This window comes from Wolbachia endosymbiont (group A) of Ophion costatus (assembly GCF_963969245.1).
GTDB classification, from domain to species: Bacteria; Pseudomonadota; Alphaproteobacteria; order Rickettsiales; family Anaplasmataceae; genus Wolbachia; species Wolbachia pipientis.
In genome coordinates this window covers 502,498-520,244 of record NZ_OZ017714.1, presented here as the reverse complement: position 1 = coordinate 520,244, position 17,747 = coordinate 502,498, and the positions used below count along the sequence as shown (strand labels likewise).

The 17,747-nt window shown below is 34.4% G+C and carries 22 protein-coding genes and 1 pseudogene; 11 read left to right on the top strand and 12 right to left on the bottom strand.

The window, feature by feature from the left end:
• Positions 1 to 33: 33 nt before the first annotated feature.
• The 3 genes from AACH21_RS07105 to AACH21_RS02625 are packed head-to-tail and all read left to right on the top strand — an operon-like array spanning position 34 to position 778.
• The gene (locus AACH21_RS07105) at positions 34 to 456 is read left to right on the top strand and encodes an IS3 family transposase (RefSeq protein WP_182282499.1); all 423 of its coding nucleotides are present in this window, start codon (positions 34 to 36) and stop codon (positions 454 to 456) included.
• 3 nt (positions 457 to 459) lie between these two features.
• Positions 460 to 621 (top strand): DDE-type integrase/transposase/recombinase, encoded by a 162-nt coding sequence (locus AACH21_RS02630; RefSeq protein WP_010082071.1) that lies wholly within the window; start codon positions 460 to 462, stop codon positions 619 to 621.
• Positions 614 to 778 (top strand): IS3 family transposase, encoded by a 165-nt coding sequence (locus tag AACH21_RS02625; protein WP_010082072.1) that lies wholly within the window; start codon positions 614 to 616, stop codon positions 776 to 778. Before AACH21_RS02630 ends, AACH21_RS02625 begins: the two co-directional genes overlap by 8 nt.
• A 403-nt stretch (positions 779 to 1,181) precedes the next feature.
• Here AACH21_RS02625 and AACH21_RS02620 read toward each other — a convergent pair whose 3' ends face one another.
• Positions 1,182 to 1,967 carry a hypothetical protein gene (locus AACH21_RS02620; protein ID WP_338482724.1) on the bottom strand — a complete coding sequence of 262 codons (786 nt, stop codon included), beginning with the start codon at positions 1,965 to 1,967 and terminating at the stop codon, positions 1,182 to 1,184.
• A gap of 65 nt (positions 1,968 to 2,032) precedes the next feature.
• Positions 2,033 to 2,422: a phage tail tube protein gene (locus AACH21_RS02615; protein WP_006279869.1), complete on the bottom strand. Its 390-nt coding sequence runs from the start codon at positions 2,420 to 2,422 to the stop codon at positions 2,033 to 2,035.
• Between the two features lie 76 nt (positions 2,423 to 2,498).
• Between AACH21_RS02615 and AACH21_RS02610 the strand changes: the two genes are divergently transcribed.
• The gene (locus AACH21_RS02610) at positions 2,499 to 3,512 is read left to right on the top strand and encodes an IS481 family transposase (RefSeq protein WP_338482723.1); all 1,014 of its coding nucleotides are present in this window, start codon (positions 2,499 to 2,501) and stop codon (positions 3,510 to 3,512) included.
• On the opposite strand, the gene pth is transcribed toward AACH21_RS02610, so the two are convergent.
• Both pth and AACH21_RS02600 read right to left on the bottom strand, forming a co-directional pair.
• Positions 3,465 to 4,013 carry an aminoacyl-tRNA hydrolase gene (gene pth / locus AACH21_RS02605; protein ID WP_338482722.1) on the bottom strand — a complete coding sequence of 183 codons (549 nt, stop codon included), beginning with the start codon at positions 4,011 to 4,013 and terminating at the stop codon, positions 3,465 to 3,467. The genes AACH21_RS02610 and pth overlap by 48 nt on opposite strands.
• The gene (locus tag AACH21_RS02600) at positions 4,013 to 4,624 is read right to left on the bottom strand and encodes a 50S ribosomal protein L25/general stress protein Ctc (protein WP_338482721.1); all 612 of its coding nucleotides are present in this window, start codon (positions 4,622 to 4,624) and stop codon (positions 4,013 to 4,015) included. The genes pth and AACH21_RS02600 overlap by 1 nt, the downstream gene beginning before the upstream one ends.
• Before the next feature lie 145 nt (positions 4,625 to 4,769).
• Here AACH21_RS02600 and AACH21_RS02595 point away from each other — a divergent pair, with 145 nt between their 5' ends.
• Positions 4,770 to 5,069 (top strand): NADH dehydrogenase ubiquinone Fe-S protein 4, encoded by a 300-nt coding sequence (locus tag AACH21_RS02595; protein ID WP_006279686.1) that lies wholly within the window; start codon positions 4,770 to 4,772, stop codon positions 5,067 to 5,069.
• Between the two features lie 51 nt (positions 5,070 to 5,120).
• Here AACH21_RS02595 and AACH21_RS02590 read toward each other — a convergent pair whose 3' ends face one another.
• The 4 genes and pseudogenes from AACH21_RS02590 to AACH21_RS02575 form a co-directional block, all read right to left on the bottom strand.
• Complete coding sequence (locus tag AACH21_RS02590; RefSeq protein WP_006279685.1) at positions 5,121 to 5,426, bottom strand: hypothetical protein; 306 nt, start codon at positions 5,424 to 5,426, stop codon at positions 5,121 to 5,123.
• The gene (rsmH, locus tag AACH21_RS02585; protein WP_006279684.1) at positions 5,423 to 6,367 is read right to left on the bottom strand and encodes a 16S rRNA (cytosine(1402)-N(4))-methyltransferase RsmH; all 945 of its coding nucleotides are present in this window, start codon (positions 6,365 to 6,367) and stop codon (positions 5,423 to 5,425) included. The genes AACH21_RS02590 and rsmH overlap by 4 nt, the downstream gene beginning before the upstream one ends.
• A gap of 422 nt (positions 6,368 to 6,789) precedes the next feature.
• Positions 6,790 to 7,622, bottom strand: a pseudogene (locus AACH21_RS02580) (IS5 family transposase).
• 653 nt (positions 7,623 to 8,275) lie between these two features.
• Positions 8,276 to 10,345 carry an ankyrin repeat domain-containing protein gene (locus tag AACH21_RS02575; protein WP_236514336.1) on the bottom strand — a complete coding sequence of 690 codons (2,070 nt, stop codon included), beginning with the start codon at positions 10,343 to 10,345 and terminating at the stop codon, positions 8,276 to 8,278.
• Between the two features lie 361 nt (positions 10,346 to 10,706).
• On the opposite strand from AACH21_RS02575, the gene AACH21_RS02570 reads away from it, so the two are divergent.
• Positions 10,707 to 11,663 (top strand): IS481 family transposase, encoded by a 957-nt coding sequence (locus AACH21_RS02570; RefSeq protein ID WP_338482719.1) that lies wholly within the window; start codon positions 10,707 to 10,709, stop codon positions 11,661 to 11,663.
• A 521-nt stretch (positions 11,664 to 12,184) separates the two neighbouring features.
• Here the strand turns inward: AACH21_RS02570 and AACH21_RS02565 are convergent.
• The 3 genes from AACH21_RS02565 to AACH21_RS02555 all read right to left on the bottom strand — a co-directional run bounded on the left by AACH21_RS02565 (position 12,185) and on the right by AACH21_RS02555 (position 14,658).
• Positions 12,185 to 12,763: an RlmE family RNA methyltransferase gene (locus AACH21_RS02565; protein ID WP_338482718.1), complete on the bottom strand. Its 579-nt coding sequence runs from the start codon at positions 12,761 to 12,763 to the stop codon at positions 12,185 to 12,187.
• Between the two features lie 76 nt (positions 12,764 to 12,839).
• Complete coding sequence (locus AACH21_RS02560; protein ID WP_010082598.1) at positions 12,840 to 13,415, bottom strand: PopZ family protein; 576 nt, start codon at positions 13,413 to 13,415, stop codon at positions 12,840 to 12,842.
• A 19-nt stretch (positions 13,416 to 13,434) separates the two neighbouring features.
• Positions 13,435 to 14,658, bottom strand: coding sequence for a TolC family protein (locus AACH21_RS02555; protein ID WP_006279873.1), 1,224 nt, complete (start codon positions 14,656 to 14,658; stop codon positions 13,435 to 13,437).
• A gap of 129 nt (positions 14,659 to 14,787) precedes the next feature.
• Here AACH21_RS02555 and rplM point away from each other — a divergent pair, with 129 nt between their 5' ends.
• The 3 genes from rplM (at position 14,788) to AACH21_RS02540 (ending at position 16,170) form a co-directional block, all read left to right on the top strand.
• On the top strand, positions 14,788 to 15,246 hold the full coding sequence (gene rplM, locus AACH21_RS02550; protein WP_010082596.1) for a 50S ribosomal protein L13: 459 nt from the start codon (positions 14,788 to 14,790) through the stop codon (positions 15,244 to 15,246).
• A gap of 10 nt (positions 15,247 to 15,256) precedes the next feature.
• Positions 15,257 to 15,712, top strand: coding sequence for a 30S ribosomal protein S9 (rpsI, locus tag AACH21_RS02545; RefSeq protein ID WP_006279875.1), 456 nt, complete (start codon positions 15,257 to 15,259; stop codon positions 15,710 to 15,712).
• Between the two features lie 146 nt (positions 15,713 to 15,858).
• Positions 15,859 to 16,170, top strand: a complete 312-nt coding sequence (locus AACH21_RS02540; protein ID WP_006279876.1) for an HU family DNA-binding protein — start codon at positions 15,859 to 15,861, stop codon at positions 16,168 to 16,170.
• Here AACH21_RS02540 and AACH21_RS02535 read toward each other — a convergent pair.
• Positions 16,163 to 16,870 (bottom strand): pyridoxine 5'-phosphate synthase, encoded by a 708-nt coding sequence (locus AACH21_RS02535; RefSeq protein ID WP_006279877.1) that lies wholly within the window; start codon positions 16,868 to 16,870, stop codon positions 16,163 to 16,165. The two genes, AACH21_RS02540 and AACH21_RS02535, sit on opposite strands and share 8 nt — an antisense overlap.
• Before the next feature lie 136 nt (positions 16,871 to 17,006).
• Between AACH21_RS02535 and AACH21_RS02530 the strand changes: the two genes are divergently transcribed.
• Together AACH21_RS02530 and AACH21_RS07100 are read left to right on the top strand one after the other, a co-directional pair.
• Positions 17,007 to 17,270: a transposase gene (locus AACH21_RS02530; RefSeq protein ID WP_317051380.1), complete on the top strand. Its 264-nt coding sequence runs from the start codon at positions 17,007 to 17,009 to the stop codon at positions 17,268 to 17,270.
• A gap of 51 nt (positions 17,271 to 17,321) precedes the next feature.
• The gene (locus AACH21_RS07100; protein ID WP_182282499.1) at positions 17,322 to 17,744 is read left to right on the top strand and encodes an IS3 family transposase; all 423 of its coding nucleotides are present in this window, start codon (positions 17,322 to 17,324) and stop codon (positions 17,742 to 17,744) included.
• The last annotated feature ends 3 nt before the right edge of the window (positions 17,745 to 17,747 follow it).

Genomic DNA, 17,747 nt, shown 5'->3' with positions numbered 1-17,747 from the left:
CAAAAAGAGTAAAATATTTTTTTATAAAAGAGCATAGTAACTGCTATAAAGTACAGGAATTATGTAGGATTTTCTGCTAGTGGCTACTATAAGTGGACCACAAGAAAAATAAGCAGTAGAGAATCAGCAAATAAAGAGCTACTCGAAGCTATTCAAAAAATATATCAAGTTTCTAAATGTAGATATGGAGCTCCTAAAATTCATGCTGAATTGAAGGCTTTGGGTAAAAGTTGCAATTTGAAAACGGTGCAAAGTATTATGCAGAAAAATGACATCAGGGCTATACTGAGAAGAAAGTTTAAAATTAAAAAACAACAAACAGATAATAGAGCTGTAGCTCCCAATATACTAGATCAAAACTTTATTGTTGATCAACCAAATAAAGTATGGGATTACTTACATCAAAACCAAGGAGGGATGGCTATATTTGGCAGCAATAATTCTCACGTATGGTAGTTAATGAGTAGTGCAATAAATAAACAATTAGTTATGAACTCTTTATTAATGGCCATTAATAGGCGTAAACCTGTTAAAAATCTACTGCTGCACAGTGACCAAGGTTCACAATATACTGCGCAAGGGTATCAATATCTCTTAGCTGTAAAGAATATAGATGAGTAATAAAGGCTGTTGTTACGACAATTCTGTTGCAGAAAGCTTCTTTAGCTCATTGAAAAGAGAAATACTTATTGATACTTCACAACACTCTGCTCAACAAACTAGAACTGCAATATTTGAATACATAGAAATTTTTTATAACAAACAACGTCACTATTAACTATTCCATTCCAGAACAATTTGATGCATCATTCTTTTTGTAAAAAACATTCCACACTTTCTCTCCACTTTTTCTGGGTAAGGTCAGTTGGATTTTCACCAATTGTATTCTAAACGCTTACTTGGCGCACCCATAACAAAAATGCCTGAAAAACGTTAATAATTATATACTATTATTAATAATTATTCAACCATATTTTAAGCTTACAATTTTGAGCTTAACTGACGCTTATGGATAGGGGCAACTCTATCACCCTGTGTTATGTTTATTTTCTAACGGACGCTGATTTTTGTATCGTAATTTCTTGCTATAAATTGGTTATATAAGAGCTGGCTTCTAAAATTTTATAACCCTAATTTGAATTAACAGACAGTAGAATCGAAAGATTATTACAAGGAGAAATCTACACAGATCGACCCTTTTGTGAATCTGCGTTTCTGCTTTCTTCAACTTGTTTTGCAAAAGATGTTTCCGGTTTCTGAAGTGGCTTAGCAATTTCACGCACAACGGCAATAACTGCTGTTAAAAACGTTTTTAACAATGCACCTAAAGCTCCACCAACTGCTTCCCTGCCATATATATGAGCTTGCTTTTCGTTACCGTCAGCAGTTTCCCCTGCCCTCCTTCTTGGATCCATCCTATGAGCAATCACCGAAAACAACACTCCCCTGATTGAAGACTTCACTTTTTCCTTTGCTTCGTGGACATCCCCATCTTTTGCTGTTTCATGTCCATGACTTAAGTGTTTAGCGTTCATTAGCTCCTTTTGTTGCTGGGCAAACATGCTACTTAATACTTCTTCTATCACTGGCTTTCTTCTCTTCTCTCTAACTCTTTTCATAGATTCTGATTTATCGCGAGTGTGTTTGGTAGTTTCAAATTCTGCATCAATATCTTCGGACGCAGCCTGACTATATAAAGTCTCTATGAGCCTGTCTATGCTTCGCTTTATTTGCATAGTCCTTTCGTAACTATCTAAATTATCAATTCCTTCGTCGATCTGATTTAGAATATCCTCAAAAACTTTCAAATAGTCTTGAATATATTGTATTATGTATTGCTTATCTTCCTCTTTGTGTTGTTCTTCTTGATTTTGCTGATTTTCATTTTCTAAACTTTTCTCTCTTTTATCATCGTTATTTTCTTCAATATCATCACCGTCTTCCTCGAAAAGGTCTTTGTCGTTCATGATTTTTTTTAATTTAGTTAAAATTCTCACCAGTTACTATTGTATATGAAAAAATTAAATTAACATTAATGAAAAGCGTTTACAACTTCAGCACTGACTAAAACGACAGTAAAGCTGTCAAAAGTAACAGGATCATAACACCTCTCATACAATTCAACTGAACACCTAAGCCTTATCTTTTCCTTAGCATTAAAACTAATTTCATAATCATTATTAGAGTTTAGCATAGCAGAATTACGTAATAATTCATCAGCTAATACAGAGTCTAAAATTCCATTAATTTTTATCGTAATGTGTCTGCTTCCAGCAGAATCCAATACTTTTCTCCAGCCAAAAGAAGAAATATCTTTCACCTCTTCTCTGTTATTACGCAAAGTAAACCTTAGGTTTCGTATATTATTTAACACAATAAAATTATTGTCATGATCTTTAATTTTTAGCTGTAATTTGCTCATTATCACCTCCTTTTATTAAAATATGTATGGTCCCAGAGAGTGATGGTATACTATCATCATCATTTAAGGAGTCATTATGGGACAGATATTACATGGGTGCGCCAAAACAACACAGACGATTCGTAGAGCAATACAAAATAGAAAAGAGAGCATAGCAAAACTCTCCAAGCATTATAACCTTAATCCAAAAACTATTATTAAGTGGAGAAAACGTTCATTTACGAAAGATGCTGATATGGGTCCAAAGCATCCAAGATCAACTGTTTTAACGCTAGAAGAGGAAGCTATAATAGTTACATTTCGCAAGTATACACTACTGCCACTAGATGATTGCCTTTACGCTCTGCAGTCTACAATTCCGCATTTGACTCGCTCTAGCTTGCATCGTTGTTTACAAAGACACAACATTAGCAGATTACCAACTGTTGATGGAGAAGTTAAGTCAAAAAAGAAATTCAAACAATATCCTATCGGTTACTTTCATATTGATATTGCTGAAGTTAGAACTGAGGAGGGCAAATTACATTTGTTTGTTGCTATTGATAGGACATCCAAATTTACCTATGTTGAGTTGTGTAACAGTGCTACAAAACCCATAGCTGCTGAGTTCTTACGTAATTTGATTAGAATTTTACCGTATAAAATCCATACTATTTTGACAGATAACGGTATACAATTTACAAACCAGAAGCGTCATAAGTATGCTTTCCAACATATATTTGATAGAGTTTGCGAAGAGAATGTTATTGAACATCGTTTGACAAAAGTTAGCCATCCTTGGACGAATGGGCAAGTCGAGCGTATGAATAAAACTTTAAAGGATGCTACAGTTAAGAAGTATTACTATCAATCGCACCAGCAACTTAAAGAACACCTTTATAACTTTGTTATGGCTTATAATTATGCAAAGAGACTCAAAACTCTTAAGGGTCTTACTCCTTATGAATTTATATGTTATCAGTGGACACAGTCTCCAGAATTATTTATACTAAATCCACACCATCACACTCTGGGACCATACACTTTCCTGTGTTTCGTAATATTATACAATCAAATTGATAAAAGCTGTATTATCTCCTTGCAGCATTAAGTGTATATTTTTTGCTATTTTTTCCACTAAGGGAGTAACATTATCAAAATTTGAAAATTTTGATAACACATAATCTGCTAAGCTTCTTTGATCTTCAGGTCTACCCACTCCAAATCTCAAGCGCCAATAATCGTTGCCAATAAAACTATCTATGGATTTAAGTCCATTATGTCCAGCAGAGCTACCATCTTTCTTTATTTTTATTCTTCCAAGTTCCAAATCAGCGTCATCGTGTATGACAACGATATTATCTAGCGATAATTTGTAAAAGTTTCGTATTTTTGCAACAGGGATGCCTGAATTATTCATAAATGAATAAGGCTTTATTAACATGATTTTATTATCATTAATTATGCCAGAGGTTATCAGATAATCGGCTTTTTTAGAGAACAACTGAAAACCCCAATATTTGCAGATTGCATCAACGGTGATGAAGCCGATATTATGATGAGTTAACTCATATTGACTACCAGGGTTACCAAGCCCAACTATCAGGTGCACTATTCCTCTGTTTCTGCTTGAGGTTCTTCAACGTCACTATCGGCAGCAGAAATTGTAACAATGGTAAAATTTTCTTCTTCATGGGCTACAAACTTAACACCTTCTGGTAATTTTACATCATTAATATGTATAGACTGGCCAATCATTTTACCGGATAAATCAACTTCAATAACCTGAGGTATTTTATCAGGAGAGCATTTAACAGCAATAGAACGACACAAAACATTAAGCACTCCACCTAACTTGATCCCTGGGGCTTTACTTTCATTCACAAATGATAGAGGTATGTCTATTTTAATTTCACTGCCTTTATCAACAAATTGAAAATCAACATGTTGCACAGTATCCTTTACTACATGCAATTGGATATCGCGAACAAGAGCATATTCCTTTTTGCCCGAAATATTCAGCTCTATCAAATGTGCAGAAAGAGAACCTGATTTATATTGCTTCGTGAATTCCTTTGCAGACAATGTCAAATTTACATTATCATGGCCCTTTCCATATATTATTCCAGGGATGTTTCCTTTCTTCCTTAGAGAATGCACCGCTTTTGTTTTTGTCACGTTACGTAACTCTGCATTAATTGTTGCTATTTCCTGTTGCGTCATCGATTACTCCTATTCAGCTAATCCTTTTAATATAATTTAATAATAATATAACATAAAAATATTTATTTCAAACTTCATTCTTTCATACTAATTGTTTGTGAAAGGATTTATTTAGATATATATTTAAACTTATTTAACAAGAACTATGGGCATTGACGATAAAGTAGTTTTTAGGATTTATAAACCAACAAGAACTGCAACACAATCTGGTTTAGGTAATACAAATTTCTGGCACCTAAAAATTGAATCTGGCTCCTACTACATTGAACCTTTGATGGGGTGGGTTGGCTCAAAAGATCCCAAAAAACAGATTGTATTAAAGTTTGATTCTCTTGAAAAAGCAGTATTCTACGCAAAAAAATGCAACGTTAAATACATAATTGAAATGCCAAAAAATGTTAAGAGGCTGCCAAAATCTTACGCAAGCAATTTCATACTAAAGTAAGGTTTATTGTGGTGTGCTTATCTGTAAAAGATAAAGCTTAGTATAACCAATTTAACTCTGGGTTTTAAGTTGTGCTAACACACTGCGGCCATTTAAAGAGTCAAGATTTTTAACCTGGCTAGCCAGTATTAAAGAGTTATTTTTCAGGTATTTCTTTACAAGGCTTGCAAGTCTTTTTGGATTATTCAAATAGCTCCATTCTGCTTGTAAAACTTTTATATCACTTTGCACTAAATTAATTTCACTTTTTATTTTTATTAGCTCTCTATTTAACGACTGAACATGCAATTTTACCTTAAATAATCCTACAATGCTAAGAAAAAACACAGCTATTGAGATGATGCAGAAAGTTCTCACGACAACCTCTGTATAGCTCTTAGTTTTGCTGAGCGTGAACGCGGATTTGCACTTACTTCTTCTATACTTGCTTCGATCACTTTTTTATTTAGCAGAGAGAATGTCTTGCAATCAGTAGCACATAAATCTTTAAAAAAAGTTTTGACTATACGATCTTCTAAGGAATGAAAGGTGACGACAATTAATTTGCCATTCTCACTTAAAATCTCAGATGCAGCTTTAATACCCTTTTCAAGTTCTCCCAGCTCATCGTTTACCCATATTCTGATTGCCTGAAATGTTCTGGTTGCAGGATCAATTTTGCTTTTTCCACGAAATACCACGGAACGTACAATATCCGCAAGCTCAAATGTAGTTTTGATAGTTTTCTTCTTCCGTGCATTTATTATTGCTCTTGCAATTTTGCGAGAATGACGTTCGCCTCCGTAGTTATATATAGTATTTGCGATTTCTTCTTCGCGTAAAGCGTTAACAAACGTTGAAGCGTTTATATAAGAAGAGTTATCCATGCTCATATCGAGTGGACCATCATGTAAAAATGAGAACCCTCTATCTCCGTTATCAAGCTGCATAGATGAAACTCCGATGTCAAAGACCACTCCATCCACCCCGTTTGATGTCATTCCAGCGCGTGACCAGTTATTTTTTCCAGTATCAAGTACTGGGATGACAGGAGATGGCTCAACGCTGCTTAGTATACTTTTAATATTACTAAACTTCTCAATGAATAGTTTTATTCTATCTGGATATCTAACGCTTAAATCATCATAAAACTTAGTTACCGTTTCATCTCTATCAATTGCATATACTTTGCAATCAGCTGACTCCAATATTGCTTTGCTATACCCTCCAGCTCCAAATGTGGCGTCCACGTATATGCCACCATCCTGCGGTGATAGTAGTGATAGCATCTCTTTTAACAAAACTGGAGTGTGTGTCATAGTGCTCCATCAAGAGACTCTGTGCATACAAATAAAAATAGCTTCCCACTGAAACATATGGAAATATATAGGCAATAATATAAAAATACTTGAATATAGTCAATGATATAAAAATATTAAGATTTAATAAGATACCATTATTAGTATAATGTTCAAATTTTTCTATTATATAAAAAAAAGTAATGTATATTACTAAATACTAAACAAACTATAGAAGATTATGCAGCAAATAACAAAAGCAATATTCTCGAGTTTGATTTGTAACACTTTATTGTGGTATGACCACATGCTTTTTGGCCACTTAATAAACATAATAGGTGGTGTGTTTTTTCCATCAGATGATCAACTAACCAGCGTATTGAAAGCTTTTGGAGTGTTTGCAGTGGGTTTCTTAATGAGAGGTTGTCCGGAAACTAGTAAATTCAAGCATATTCCCTCTTTAACATAACCCTACTCATAGCTAGGTATATGAAATTCTCAGTGGATGTTGTGAGTAAATCATACTCCTTCGATAGCCTTCTATTCCTATTAACCCAAGCAAAAGTCCTTTCTACAACCCATCTTCTTGGCTGTACTTTAAACCCTTGTTCTCTTGTTGGTAGTAGCTCAGGTGGCGTATCTTTGTGCACCCAAAATCTACATGGAGGCCTTGTAACAATTTCAATATCTATGTCATATTCTTCCTTTATGTGATTCTTTAAATTTCTTCCTTGGTATCCCATGTCAGCCCACATTTTTTTAACTTTAGTATATTTTGTTCTCATATTGTTTAATGCTATTTTAATACCATCTCTATCATTTTCGTTAGCAGCGCCTACGTAACAACCTAGTATAAAACCCTGAGTGTCTGTAATTATATGCCTTTTTCTACCCTTTACTTTTTTACTTCCATCATAGCCTTTGATCCCCCCTTTTCTGTAGTCTTTACAGATTGACTATCTACTATACAGGCACTCGGCTGCTCATTCCTTCCTATTTTTCTTCTACTATATTTTGTAATTTCATAATTCATTTTCTCAAAAATTCCCCGCTTCTTCCATTGCCTGAACTGCTCATACACAGTCTTCCATAGCGGAAAATCATTTGGTAAATACCGCCATTGACACCCTGTACGCAATACATAGAAAATTGCTTCTAATATTTCTCTTTTGCTATACTTTGGCGGCCTTCCTCCTTTCTTGTATGATACTCTGAAGTGTTTTTCTATTCTTGCCCATTCCCTTTCGCTTAGATCTGTTGGATATTTTTTTCTCATCTTTACCCCGTACTAAAATTTCAGATATTATAGCCTTTTACTTGTTTCCGGACAACCTCTTAGTAACATATTTTCTTAAATCAGAATTTGCCTTTAGTGCTGCATAAATGCTATTGTACAACTCATTTATAGCTTGAATTTTTTCCATAATTAACCCTCACAGACACGGCTATTGCAATTTGCAGGTGGCAGATGGTGTCATTCCAGTGCTTGACACTGGAATGGCTTTGTTGCATCGCTAGCTATGATGGATTAAAGATAAAAAAGGTGGAGAATATCAGTAGCTTATTATTCTGGTATTTATAACAAGAACGGTCAGTGAATACCTAAATTTGAGTAAAAGAAATTTCACTACCACTCACTAATCCGGCTAAAATTCAAGAATTTCAATGCTTTAGCTATTTTCAATAGAATTAAATTTATTAATATAAATAACAAATTACTATTCTTAAATTTGATCAGATTGATTGCAAAAAAACAAGATTTTCAATAGGTTGCTTATAATCCTAACTATAGTTAGCCTTTCATAAGTAGCGATGCAACAAAGCCATTCCAGTGTCAAGCACTGGAATGACATCATCCTTTTTTGGGATTCCAGTGCAGCTACTTGCATCTGCAAATTGCAATGTTCGTACAACTGTGGGTGCTAAGTTTTACAAACACCGTTGTGCTGAACCTTGAATATCCACTTCTTTCAATTCAGTGTCAGGAGCGATGGGTTTTGATATTGTGTATGTAATGCCACCAGCTATCAATGCAGATACCACAGAAGCTGCAACTATTAATAGAGCAGACAATCCGGAAGCAATACTAAGAGCAGCACCTACTGCTAACATAGCTGCAAGGCTCGCGTAGGCAACTTTTGGGGAAAATTGTCTTTTTCCTACTTTTTCTAGTGACACTTCATTTGTTTTAGTTTTGCCCAGTTCACCCTCAAGTGGTGTGTTTTCATTCTCCAGACTTCTTATTTTTTGTGTTAGTGATTCATTCTCTTTATTGAATTGTTTCAACTTAGTCTCATGTCTAGCTATACAACTTTTTGATTCTGCTAGTTCCTTTTGCGCTTTTTCTAACAACACTTTTGTTTTAGAATGCTTATTTTCGTTTTCTTCTAATTCGCTATTAAGCGTTGTATTTTTACTTTCTAGATCTTGTATTTTTTGTTCTAGTGATTCATTCTCTTCATTGAGTTTCTCCAGTACTTCCAATTTAGTCTCATGTTCAGTGACACAATTTCTCAATTCTGTTAGTTCCTTTTGCGCTTTTCCTAGTCCACCCTCAAGTGTTGTGTTTTTACTTTCTAGATCTTGTATTTTTTGTTTTAGCAATTCATTCTTTTTCTGCTCATCCTTTAGCTGAGTACGTAATTCTTTTAACTTAGCTTTACGTTTTTCAACCTTTTCTGCTTTTTCTGGAGTTTCCGTTGCGTTGTGTGTTTTGGAATGAGAAAAGGTACTAGGTACAACCTCAGATGGCTGATCACACATACTGTTTAGTCTATCTATTAGGTCTTCATCCTTTATCAATGAGCGATCTGCTCCATATTTTATCAAAAGTTTTGCTAATTCTTTATTGTCATTTGCAACAGCAAAATATAAAGGGGTATGTCCATCTTTATCTTGTGCATTAATATTTGCTTTACGTTTTATCAAAAGTTTTACTGATTCTTTAGCGCTTTTTGCAGCAGCATAGTGTAAAGGGGTCACGCCATCTTTATCTTGTGCATTAATGTCTTCTCCATCTTCTAATATAGATTGGTCTAAAGCTTCAGATTCATCTGCATCAAAATATATTCCACTATCGCCACTATTACTTTTATTTAAAAAGATCTGTTCCCCATTATATGTAGTATACTGCTCTGGATGTTGACTGTGCAAGTCATTATGTTCTATGCGCTTCTGATTATTGGCAAGTCTTTGTTCTGCCTCTTGCAACTTTTGCGCCATAGCATCTCTTTCTCTTATAGCCTGTTCTTTTTCTAATGTATCATCTACTTTGTCTGTATTGTTTTCATTAACGATTGAGTTTGAAGAAGTCTGTTCATCCTCATCTTGTACATAGATTTTTCTGTTGTTTGGTGTAGTTCCGTTGTTCTCTTCCTGATCTCTTGCATTACATGCTTGCACTGCAGCAGTTGCGTTATTTCCGTTCACAGCTAAATTTCCTGGAGTTTTATTATTAGGCTGCGGTAAAGTGCCTTGTCTATTTTGTCTTCTCGTAGCTCCTGCCTCAGCATAACGTTGTTCTCCTTCCTCTAACATTTCTATTATAGCCTTTTTACCTTTTACATCACCGACAATATCCCTTGGAGTTCGGCCTTGACTATCTTTTAGTAAAGGATTTGCGTCATTATTCAATAAAAGCTGAACTATCTCTTGATGACCATGCAAAGCAGCAATGTGCAAAGCAGTTAGCTTAGACTTAGCTTCATCAAGTTCATATATTGGTTCATTAACTTTTGCTTCCTTTGCTAGTAGGAGTTTTACTATTGGTACACTGTTACATTCCACAGCAAGATGTACCAACATATAATTTACAATTTTGTCTGAATCTAATATACTGAACATCTTATCTATCTTCAAATTGTTATAAGTGCTATATACTATTGAGTCTGCATCTTTTAGCTCACTTCCTATTCTTTCAAGTAAATTATTCTCATTTAAACCTTCACTCTTGCTTACCTCATTTATTATTTCAAAAAACTTTTCCTTTTTTATTGCCATAACCTTTCCTCTCAATTTATTTATTATTGCTGAACAGTCTCACAAAAAAGTTAAGTTTGTCGAAATTCCATGTTTGATCTAAAAATTAGTCATAAACATTTTCTTGTCTGTCATCCAAGTAGCTGACACTGGTTCACTCTATAATGGTGTCACAGCAGTCCTACATCATGCCACCGCGAACCGTCATACCGCGATTCATTCGCGGTATCTCAGCCGCTAACTGTTCTCCCTCATCATACCGTCACGGTATCTCCAGATCCCGCTAACACGTAGCGGGATGACGAGTTACTTAACCGTCATACCTTAGATGTATGGTCCCAGAGAGTGATGGTATACTATCATCATCATTTAAGGAGTCATTATGGGACAGATATTACATGGGTGCGCCAAAACAACACAGACGATTCGTAGAGCAATACAAAATAGAAAAGAGAGCATAGCAAAACTCTCCAAGCATTATAACCTTAATCCAAAAACTATTATTAAGTGGAGAAAACGTTCATTTACGAAAGATGCTGATATGGGTCCAAAGCATCCAAGATCAACTGTTTTAACGCTAGAAGAGGAAGCTATAATAGTTACATTTCGCAAGTATACACTACTGCCACTAGATGATTGCCTTTACGCTCTGCAGTCTACAATTCCGCATTTGACTCGCTCTAGCTTGCATCGTTGTTTACAAAGACACAACATTAGCAGATTACCAACTGTTGATGGAGAAGTTAAGTCAAAAAAGAAATTCAAACAATATCCTATCGGTTACTTTCATATTGATATTGCTGAAGTTAGAACTGAGGAGGGCAAATTACATTTGTTTGTTGCTATTGATAGGACATCCAAATTTACCTATGTTGAGTTGTGTAACAGTGCTACAAAACCCATAGCTGCTGAGTTCTTACGTAATTTGATTAGAATTTTACCGTATAAAATCCATACTATTTTGACAGATAACGGTATACAATTTACAAACCAGAAGCGTCATAAGTATGCTTTCCAACATATATTTGATAGAGTTTGCGAAGAGAATGTTATTGAACATCGTTTGACAAAAGTTAGCCATCCTTGGACGAATGGGCAAGTCGAGCGTATGAATAAAACTTTAAAGGATGCTACAGTTAAGAAGTATTACTATCAATCGCACCAGCAACTTAAAGAACACCTTTATAACTTTGTTATGGCTTATAATTATGCAAAGAGACTCAAAACTCTTAAGGGTCTTACTCCTTATGAATTTATATGTTATCAGTGGACACAGTCTCCAGAATTATTTATACTAAATCCACACCATCACACTCTGGGACCATACATCTTAACATAGATCCCGCTAACAAGTAGCGGGATGACGGTTGTCGTTTAGCTATAAACATTAAGGAATTTACCAAACGAAAAAAAAGGCAAAAGAAGCCTCGTGGTTGGCTAATTACTTACATTATACTTTCAAGTATGGCGTTTTTTTATTCTAAACGCTTAATAACCGCGATTTAGTTGCTTTTAAGCCGCAACTAATCTAAATTATAAACATTAAGAAATTTACTAAACAGAAAAAAAGGCAAAAGAAACCCTAGGGTAGCTAGTTATTCACTATCCATTTTTTAAATCGGCGTTTTTTGATGTTTTAAATAGCGCATTTCAGCTTATATTAGGTAAAAACCTAGAAGTTTTATAAAGACATAAGGTGCACATAGTGCAAAAAATTAAACATGGGACGCCAGATACGTGAGTTTTTTTGTCATTTAATCTGTACAGAGAAGATAAATAAATAGCTTCAGTTTCATGATAAGGGGGCTGGCGGAGTTTGTCAAGTAAGTTTTTTGTTTCTGCGGACTACCTGGATTAATATTATATAGAAGGTTTGCTGCCAATAAAGCCTAAACTTACCAAATACATTTCTGTAGATTCAGATCTACTTGACTTTGGTTTAAAGTATTTTACTGTTTTAAACATTTTTTTTAGCTCGTTACAAAAATCTTTATCAGATTCTCCTTGGAAAATTTTTACTACAAACGTGCCACCATGACTCAAGAAATGCTTTGCAAAATTGAGCGCTGCTTCGCATAAAAGCATAATTCTGATATGATCCAACGATTTTAAACCACAAGATTCGGGGGCCATATCAGATAAAATTACATCAAATTTTTGATCCTTGAATTTTTCTCTTAAAATTTCAAGCTCATTGATAATATCGCATTGTATAAACTCTACTCCATTAATTGCATTCATTGGTTTTACGTCAAGAGCAACTACATTTGCATCTTTCTGAGATGCAACTTGTGACCATCCACCAGGAGAAGCACCAAGATCAATAATTTTTTCCCCTTCTTGGAATAATTTAAATTTGTTATCCATTTCTACCAGCTTATATGCTGAGCGTGACCTATAACCATCCTTGCTAGTTTTTTGCACATACTGATCATTCAAATGACGATGTAGCCACCTTGTTGAAGATAGTTTTCTGCCTCTAGCCGTCTTTACTCTAGTTTTTATTGCTAATACCCTACTTATTATTGATTATATCTTTAAGCTCTTTTTCAACTACTTCTTTTACCAGTGCATGTAGATATTTATTCAGCCATTCTGAGAGCTGAGGTTTTAAAAGAGATGTAACTAATTCTTCAACAGTAAGGTTCGCTTTTTTTTGTTGTTTATGCTGTAATTCGTTTTGCATTTTTCCAAGCAACGCTTTGATCTCTTCCATATTCTCTTTTAAAATTAGATGATCGTTATTTTGCGCTTGTAAGCCGCTATTACTCGCTTTGTTATTACTCATTTGGATATTATCGTACAAATAAATATCTTTTTTTTCTTCTGAATTGTAGCTATGGCCATTAAATTGGTTATTGTTGCAAGCCATTTCCTCACTTTGGTCATCATTATCAATGTCCTCTTTTTCATTATTTTCTTTTTTGCCATCTTCTTCTATTTCTTCTGGATACTCTTCCTCAAGGTATAGCACATCATCATTTTCATCCTTTATTTCTGCTTTATCGTTACTCGCGTTTTTACCCGATATAGCTTTTTTTATATCTTCTAGGATATCTTTTACAGATTGATTGCCTTGTTCATCATGCATAGTGCTAATACCATTAAATTTAGAGGTCTATACTATTTATCATAAAAAGCAAGTTGTAAACACTAATCACATAATTGCTTTTTGCTTCAACTAAGTCTGAACGTGCTTTAAATAATGCATCTTCAGTGTCCAAAAGGTCAGATGTACTCTTTAAATTTAAGTTTACTTCTTGCTCAACTCCTTCCAATGCTAGAGCTGCTGCTTTTTCCGCTTCTTGACTTGCTTTGATAATGGCCTTTGCTGTCAACACATTATTCCAAGCATTTACAACTGCTTGTTCTATATTTTTTACCGTTTCATAATAATCGTAGGTAGATTTTTTTGCATCCATTTTAGCTTTACTGACACCAAAAGCATTAACTCCTCTCTTAAAGATCGGAACATCAAGAGTAAAAACTACATGAACATTTTCTAATAGTTTGTCTACCTTCATACCATCCTCCCCAAAATTTTTGCTTGCACTTAGATTTAAAGAAGGAAGCCACTTGGAGCTTTCAGCAATCACTTCCATTCCGGCTGCTCTTTTTTGATAAACTGCTGCTTTTAGAGATAAATTATTGGTTTTTGCTAACTGTAAACATTCATTTAGCTCTGGAACAGAAGGTAGTTTATCATTAGCTTCAGAAAGGTCATCAGCATCTTCGCCAATCAAATGATAATAAGCAATATTTACCAACTTTAATTTACCTTCAGCATCAACTCTTTCGGATATAGAAGACGAAAATTTTGCTTTTGCTAACAAAACTTCAGCATTGGTTACCTCTCCAAGGGAAAAGCGTTTTTTCATAGCTGACAAATGTTCCAAAGAAACGCGTTCTTTATGTTCTCTGAGCTTTAATATTTCTGTCTTTTGTAAAACATTAACATATGCTTTCACAGCATTAAGTGCAAGCTCTTGTTTTAATTGCTGAAATCGCATCTTTTCTGCTTTGAGAAGATGGCTTGATCGACTGAATGTGGCAAAGGTACCACCGCCATCGATTAATTTCTGGCGCAATGTAAGTTTTTTTTCAGATGTATCAAGATTAAAGTTACTATCGAAATTGTATTGCAAATTAATGTCAGGTAAAAATCCAGCTAACCCAGAAGATTTATAGTGTTTTTCTGCGCTTTTATATTGGTAAAATTGAGACTTTATTTTTGAGCTATTTTTGATGGCTTTGCTTATCACTTCTCCCACATCGGTTGCATAGCAACTTATAGTATTAAAAATGATCGCAAGTGTGATAATCAATCGAAACATTCTAATTCCTATGCATACTGGTTGCGCAGCTCAATTACTAACATAAATTACTTTAATAATCAATAACTAATATTGTTGACACTATTGAGAAATTAAGTATATCATAGCTTACTATTGTTGGATCAAATAATGAAGACTTTTTTCTTAAAGGAGAAACAAATCAATAAAAAGTGGTTTGTCATAGATGCAGAAGGATTAGTGGTAGGGAGGCTTGCAGCATTTGTAGCGACACTATTACGTGGAAAGCATAAACCTGAGTATACACCTCATATGGATTGTGGCGATAATGTAATTATTATCAACGCAGAAAAGGTGCATTTCACCGGAAAGAAGCTTAAAGATAAAATTTACTATAAGCATACAGGTTATTCTGGTGGTTTGAAGAAAACTACTCCAGATAATATTTTAAATGGCAAATTTCCTGAGCGTGTAATAGAAATGGCAGTGAAAAGGATGCTTGATGATGGGCCTATGGCACGTAGACGCTTTGAAAATTTGTATGTTTATTCTGGTTCAGAGCATAAGCATCAAGGACAGCAACCTGAAAAGATAGATTTTGCCTCTTTGAATCGTAAAAATAAAAAGTAATGGAGTAAAAATGAAGAGTTCTACAATAAATAACAATGATTGGTCAGAAAAGACAATTAAATCAGCAGTTGATTCGCTTGGTCGTTTATATGCTACAGGCCGAAGAAAAGAATCTGTAGCAAGAGTATGGATAAAGCCAGGGAGTGGAAAATTTAGTGTTAACAAAAAAGGCGATCTAATTTCTTATTTTAAAAGAGAGTCAGTGTGCCAAATAGTAAAAATGCCATTTGTTGCAACTTCCACATTGGATAAATACGATGTATTTGCAACTGTAAAAGGTGGAGGGCTATCTGGTCAAGCAGGTGCTCTAGCTCATGGAATAAGCAGAGCTTTAAGTAGTGTAAGCCAAGATTTGCATTCTATACTACGTAATGGTGAGTTCTTAACTAGAGATTCACGTGTTGTTGAACGTAAGAAATATGGTCAACATAAAGCTCGGAAAAAGTGTCAATTTTCTAAGAGATAGTTATTTTATAGGGGTGTTTTTTTGTAAGTATTATACAAATATTTGCAAAAATGTATGATATCCTCTATTTTTGTGATGAATTTAGTTGACTATCGGTGTCAACATAATATGCTATTTATGTGATTTTTTCAATATTAAGGTAATTTATGAGTAAAGAAGATATAATAAAACAATTAAAGGAAGATTGTTCTAGTCAGAATATAGATATAACAAAATCTGATTTGAGCAAGATTCATGATGCGTTTATTAAAATAATAAAGAATGAGCTGCATGGGAAAGGTGAAATACGTTTGCATGGAATAGGAACATTTTCTACTGCTATCAGTCAGGAAAAACAATGTCGTAACCCCCAAAGTGGTGAGATCATGACTGTTCCTAAAAAGACAAGGGTAAAATTTAAAGCAAGCCAAACTCTTTTAAGTATTTTAAATGAGAAGGAAAAAGCAGCAGTTAGTTAGACATTGTCATTTTCATTGTTTTTACTACGCTGTGTAAGCCGTAAAATACAGCTTCGCTAATTAAATAGTGGCCTATGTTAAGAGCTGAGATGTGAGGTATTCTTGTCATCTTCTTAGCGTGTTTATAAGTTATGCCATGTCCTGCGTGGCATTCTATTCCTAATTTATTGACGTACTCTGCAGCATTAGTAATTAACTGTAACTTTTTTTCTGATGGATTATCACAGTAATCCCCTGTGTGAATTTCTATTATGTCAGGTTTTGTCCCTAGCTTTTCAAGATATTTTAGTTGATCAATATTTGGATCGATAAACAGTGAGACTTTTATGCTAGAGCTATGCATTTCCTCTATTATACTAGAAAGTTTACTGTGCATATTCACGATATCCAGGCCACCTTCGGTTGTTAATTCTTCTCTTTTTTCTGGTACTATACTAATCGAATAGGGTTTTACCTTTTTTGCTATTTCAAGCATTTCTTCCGTGGCTGCAATTTCAAGATTTAGCTCAGTGCTAATGCTTTTTTTTAGGTTAAATACGTCTTCATCTCTAATATGCCTTCTATCTTCTCGTAAGTGTACAGTAATAAAGTCTGCTCCAGCGTCAATGGCTATTTCTGCTGCTTTCAATGGATCTGGATAAGAAGTTCCGCGTGCGTTGCGGAGGGTTGCAACGTGATCGATATTAACACCTAGTTTCACAATCTACCTCAGAAATTATTTATAGATTATACATGTTATTAGGTTTTTTGCATAGTCATTGTTTGACCTTATCCAGAAAAAGTGGAGAGAAAGAAAAGAGTTTTTTTGGGTAAAATAAAATTTTGGAGGATTAGAAATGGCAAGAGAATATACGGCAGAATTCAAATTGGAAGCTGTTAAGCTGGCAAATGAACAAAGAAAGGTAGGTCAAACAATTACAAAAACAGCAAAGGATTTAGGAATAAAGGGTGGTTTATTAGGAAAATGGATAAAGAAACACAACGAAAAAAAGTCGGCAGCAGATGCATTTCCAGGTAGAGGTAACATGGCTCCTTACGACAAAGAGAGGTTTGATTTACAAAGAGAGTTAGCAAGAGTAACAAGGGAAAGAGACATTTAAGAAAAAGCCCTGGCCAGTCAAAAAGAGTAAAATATTTTTTTATAAAAGAGCATAGTAACTGCTATAAAGTACAGGAATTATGTAGGATTTTCTGCTAGTGGCTACTATAAGTGGACCACAAGAAAAATAAGCAGTAGAGAATCAGCAAATAAAGAGCTACTCGAAGCTATTCAAAAAATATATCAAGTTTCTAAATGTAGATATGGAGCTCCTAAAATTCATGCTGAATTGAAGGCTTTGGGTAAAAGTTGCAATTTGAAAACGGTGCAAAGTATTATGCAGAAAAATGACATCAGGGCTATACTGAGAAGAAAGTTTAAAATTAAAAAACAACAAACAGATAATAGAGCTGTAGCTCCCAATATACTAGATCAAAACTTTATTGTTGATCAACCAAATAAAGTATGGGATTACTTACATCAAAACCAAGGAGGGATGGCTATATTTGGCAGCAATAATTCTCACGTATGGTAGTTA

Excerpts from the sequence above, each read along its gene's own strand:
- AACH21_RS02630 (WP_010082071.1), top strand. The coding sequence starts at position 460 with ATGAGTAGTGCAATAAATAAACAATTAGTTATGAACTCTTTATTAATG.
- AACH21_RS02625 (WP_010082072.1), top strand. The coding sequence starts at position 614 with ATGAGTAATAAAGGCTGTTGTTACGACAATTCTGTTGCAGAAAGCTTC.
- AACH21_RS02620 (WP_338482724.1), bottom strand. The coding sequence starts at position 1,967 with ATGAACGACAAAGACCTTTTCGAGGAAGACGGTGATGATATTGAAGAA.
- AACH21_RS02615 (WP_006279869.1), bottom strand. The coding sequence starts at position 2,422 with ATGAGCAAATTACAGCTAAAAATTAAAGATCATGACAATAATTTTATT.
- AACH21_RS02610 (WP_338482723.1), top strand. The coding sequence starts at position 2,499 with ATGGGACAGATATTACATGGGTGCGCCAAAACAACACAGACGATTCGT.
- AACH21_RS02600 (WP_338482721.1), bottom strand. The coding sequence starts at position 4,624 with ATGACGCAACAGGAAATAGCAACAATTAATGCAGAGTTACGTAACGTG.
- AACH21_RS02595 (WP_006279686.1), top strand. The coding sequence starts at position 4,770 with ATGGGCATTGACGATAAAGTAGTTTTTAGGATTTATAAACCAACAAGA.
- rsmH (WP_006279684.1), bottom strand. The coding sequence starts at position 6,367 with ATGACACACACTCCAGTTTTGTTAAAAGAGATGCTATCACTACTATCA.
- AACH21_RS02575 (WP_236514336.1), bottom strand. The coding sequence starts at position 10,345 with ATGGCAATAAAAAAGGAAAAGTTTTTTGAAATAATAAATGAGGTAAGC.
- AACH21_RS02570 (WP_338482719.1), top strand. The coding sequence starts at position 10,707 with ATGGGACAGATATTACATGGGTGCGCCAAAACAACACAGACGATTCGT.
- AACH21_RS02560 (WP_010082598.1), bottom strand. The coding sequence starts at position 13,415 with ATGCATGATGAACAAGGCAATCAATCTGTAAAAGATATCCTAGAAGAT.
- AACH21_RS02555 (WP_006279873.1), bottom strand. The coding sequence starts at position 14,658 with ATGTTTCGATTGATTATCACACTTGCGATCATTTTTAATACTATAAGT.
- rplM (WP_010082596.1), top strand. The coding sequence starts at position 14,788 with ATGAAGACTTTTTTCTTAAAGGAGAAACAAATCAATAAAAAGTGGTTT.
- rpsI (WP_006279875.1), top strand. The coding sequence starts at position 15,257 with ATGAAGAGTTCTACAATAAATAACAATGATTGGTCAGAAAAGACAATT.
- AACH21_RS02540 (WP_006279876.1), top strand. The coding sequence starts at position 15,859 with ATGAGTAAAGAAGATATAATAAAACAATTAAAGGAAGATTGTTCTAGT.
- AACH21_RS02530 (WP_317051380.1), top strand. The coding sequence starts at position 17,007 with ATGGCAAGAGAATATACGGCAGAATTCAAATTGGAAGCTGTTAAGCTG.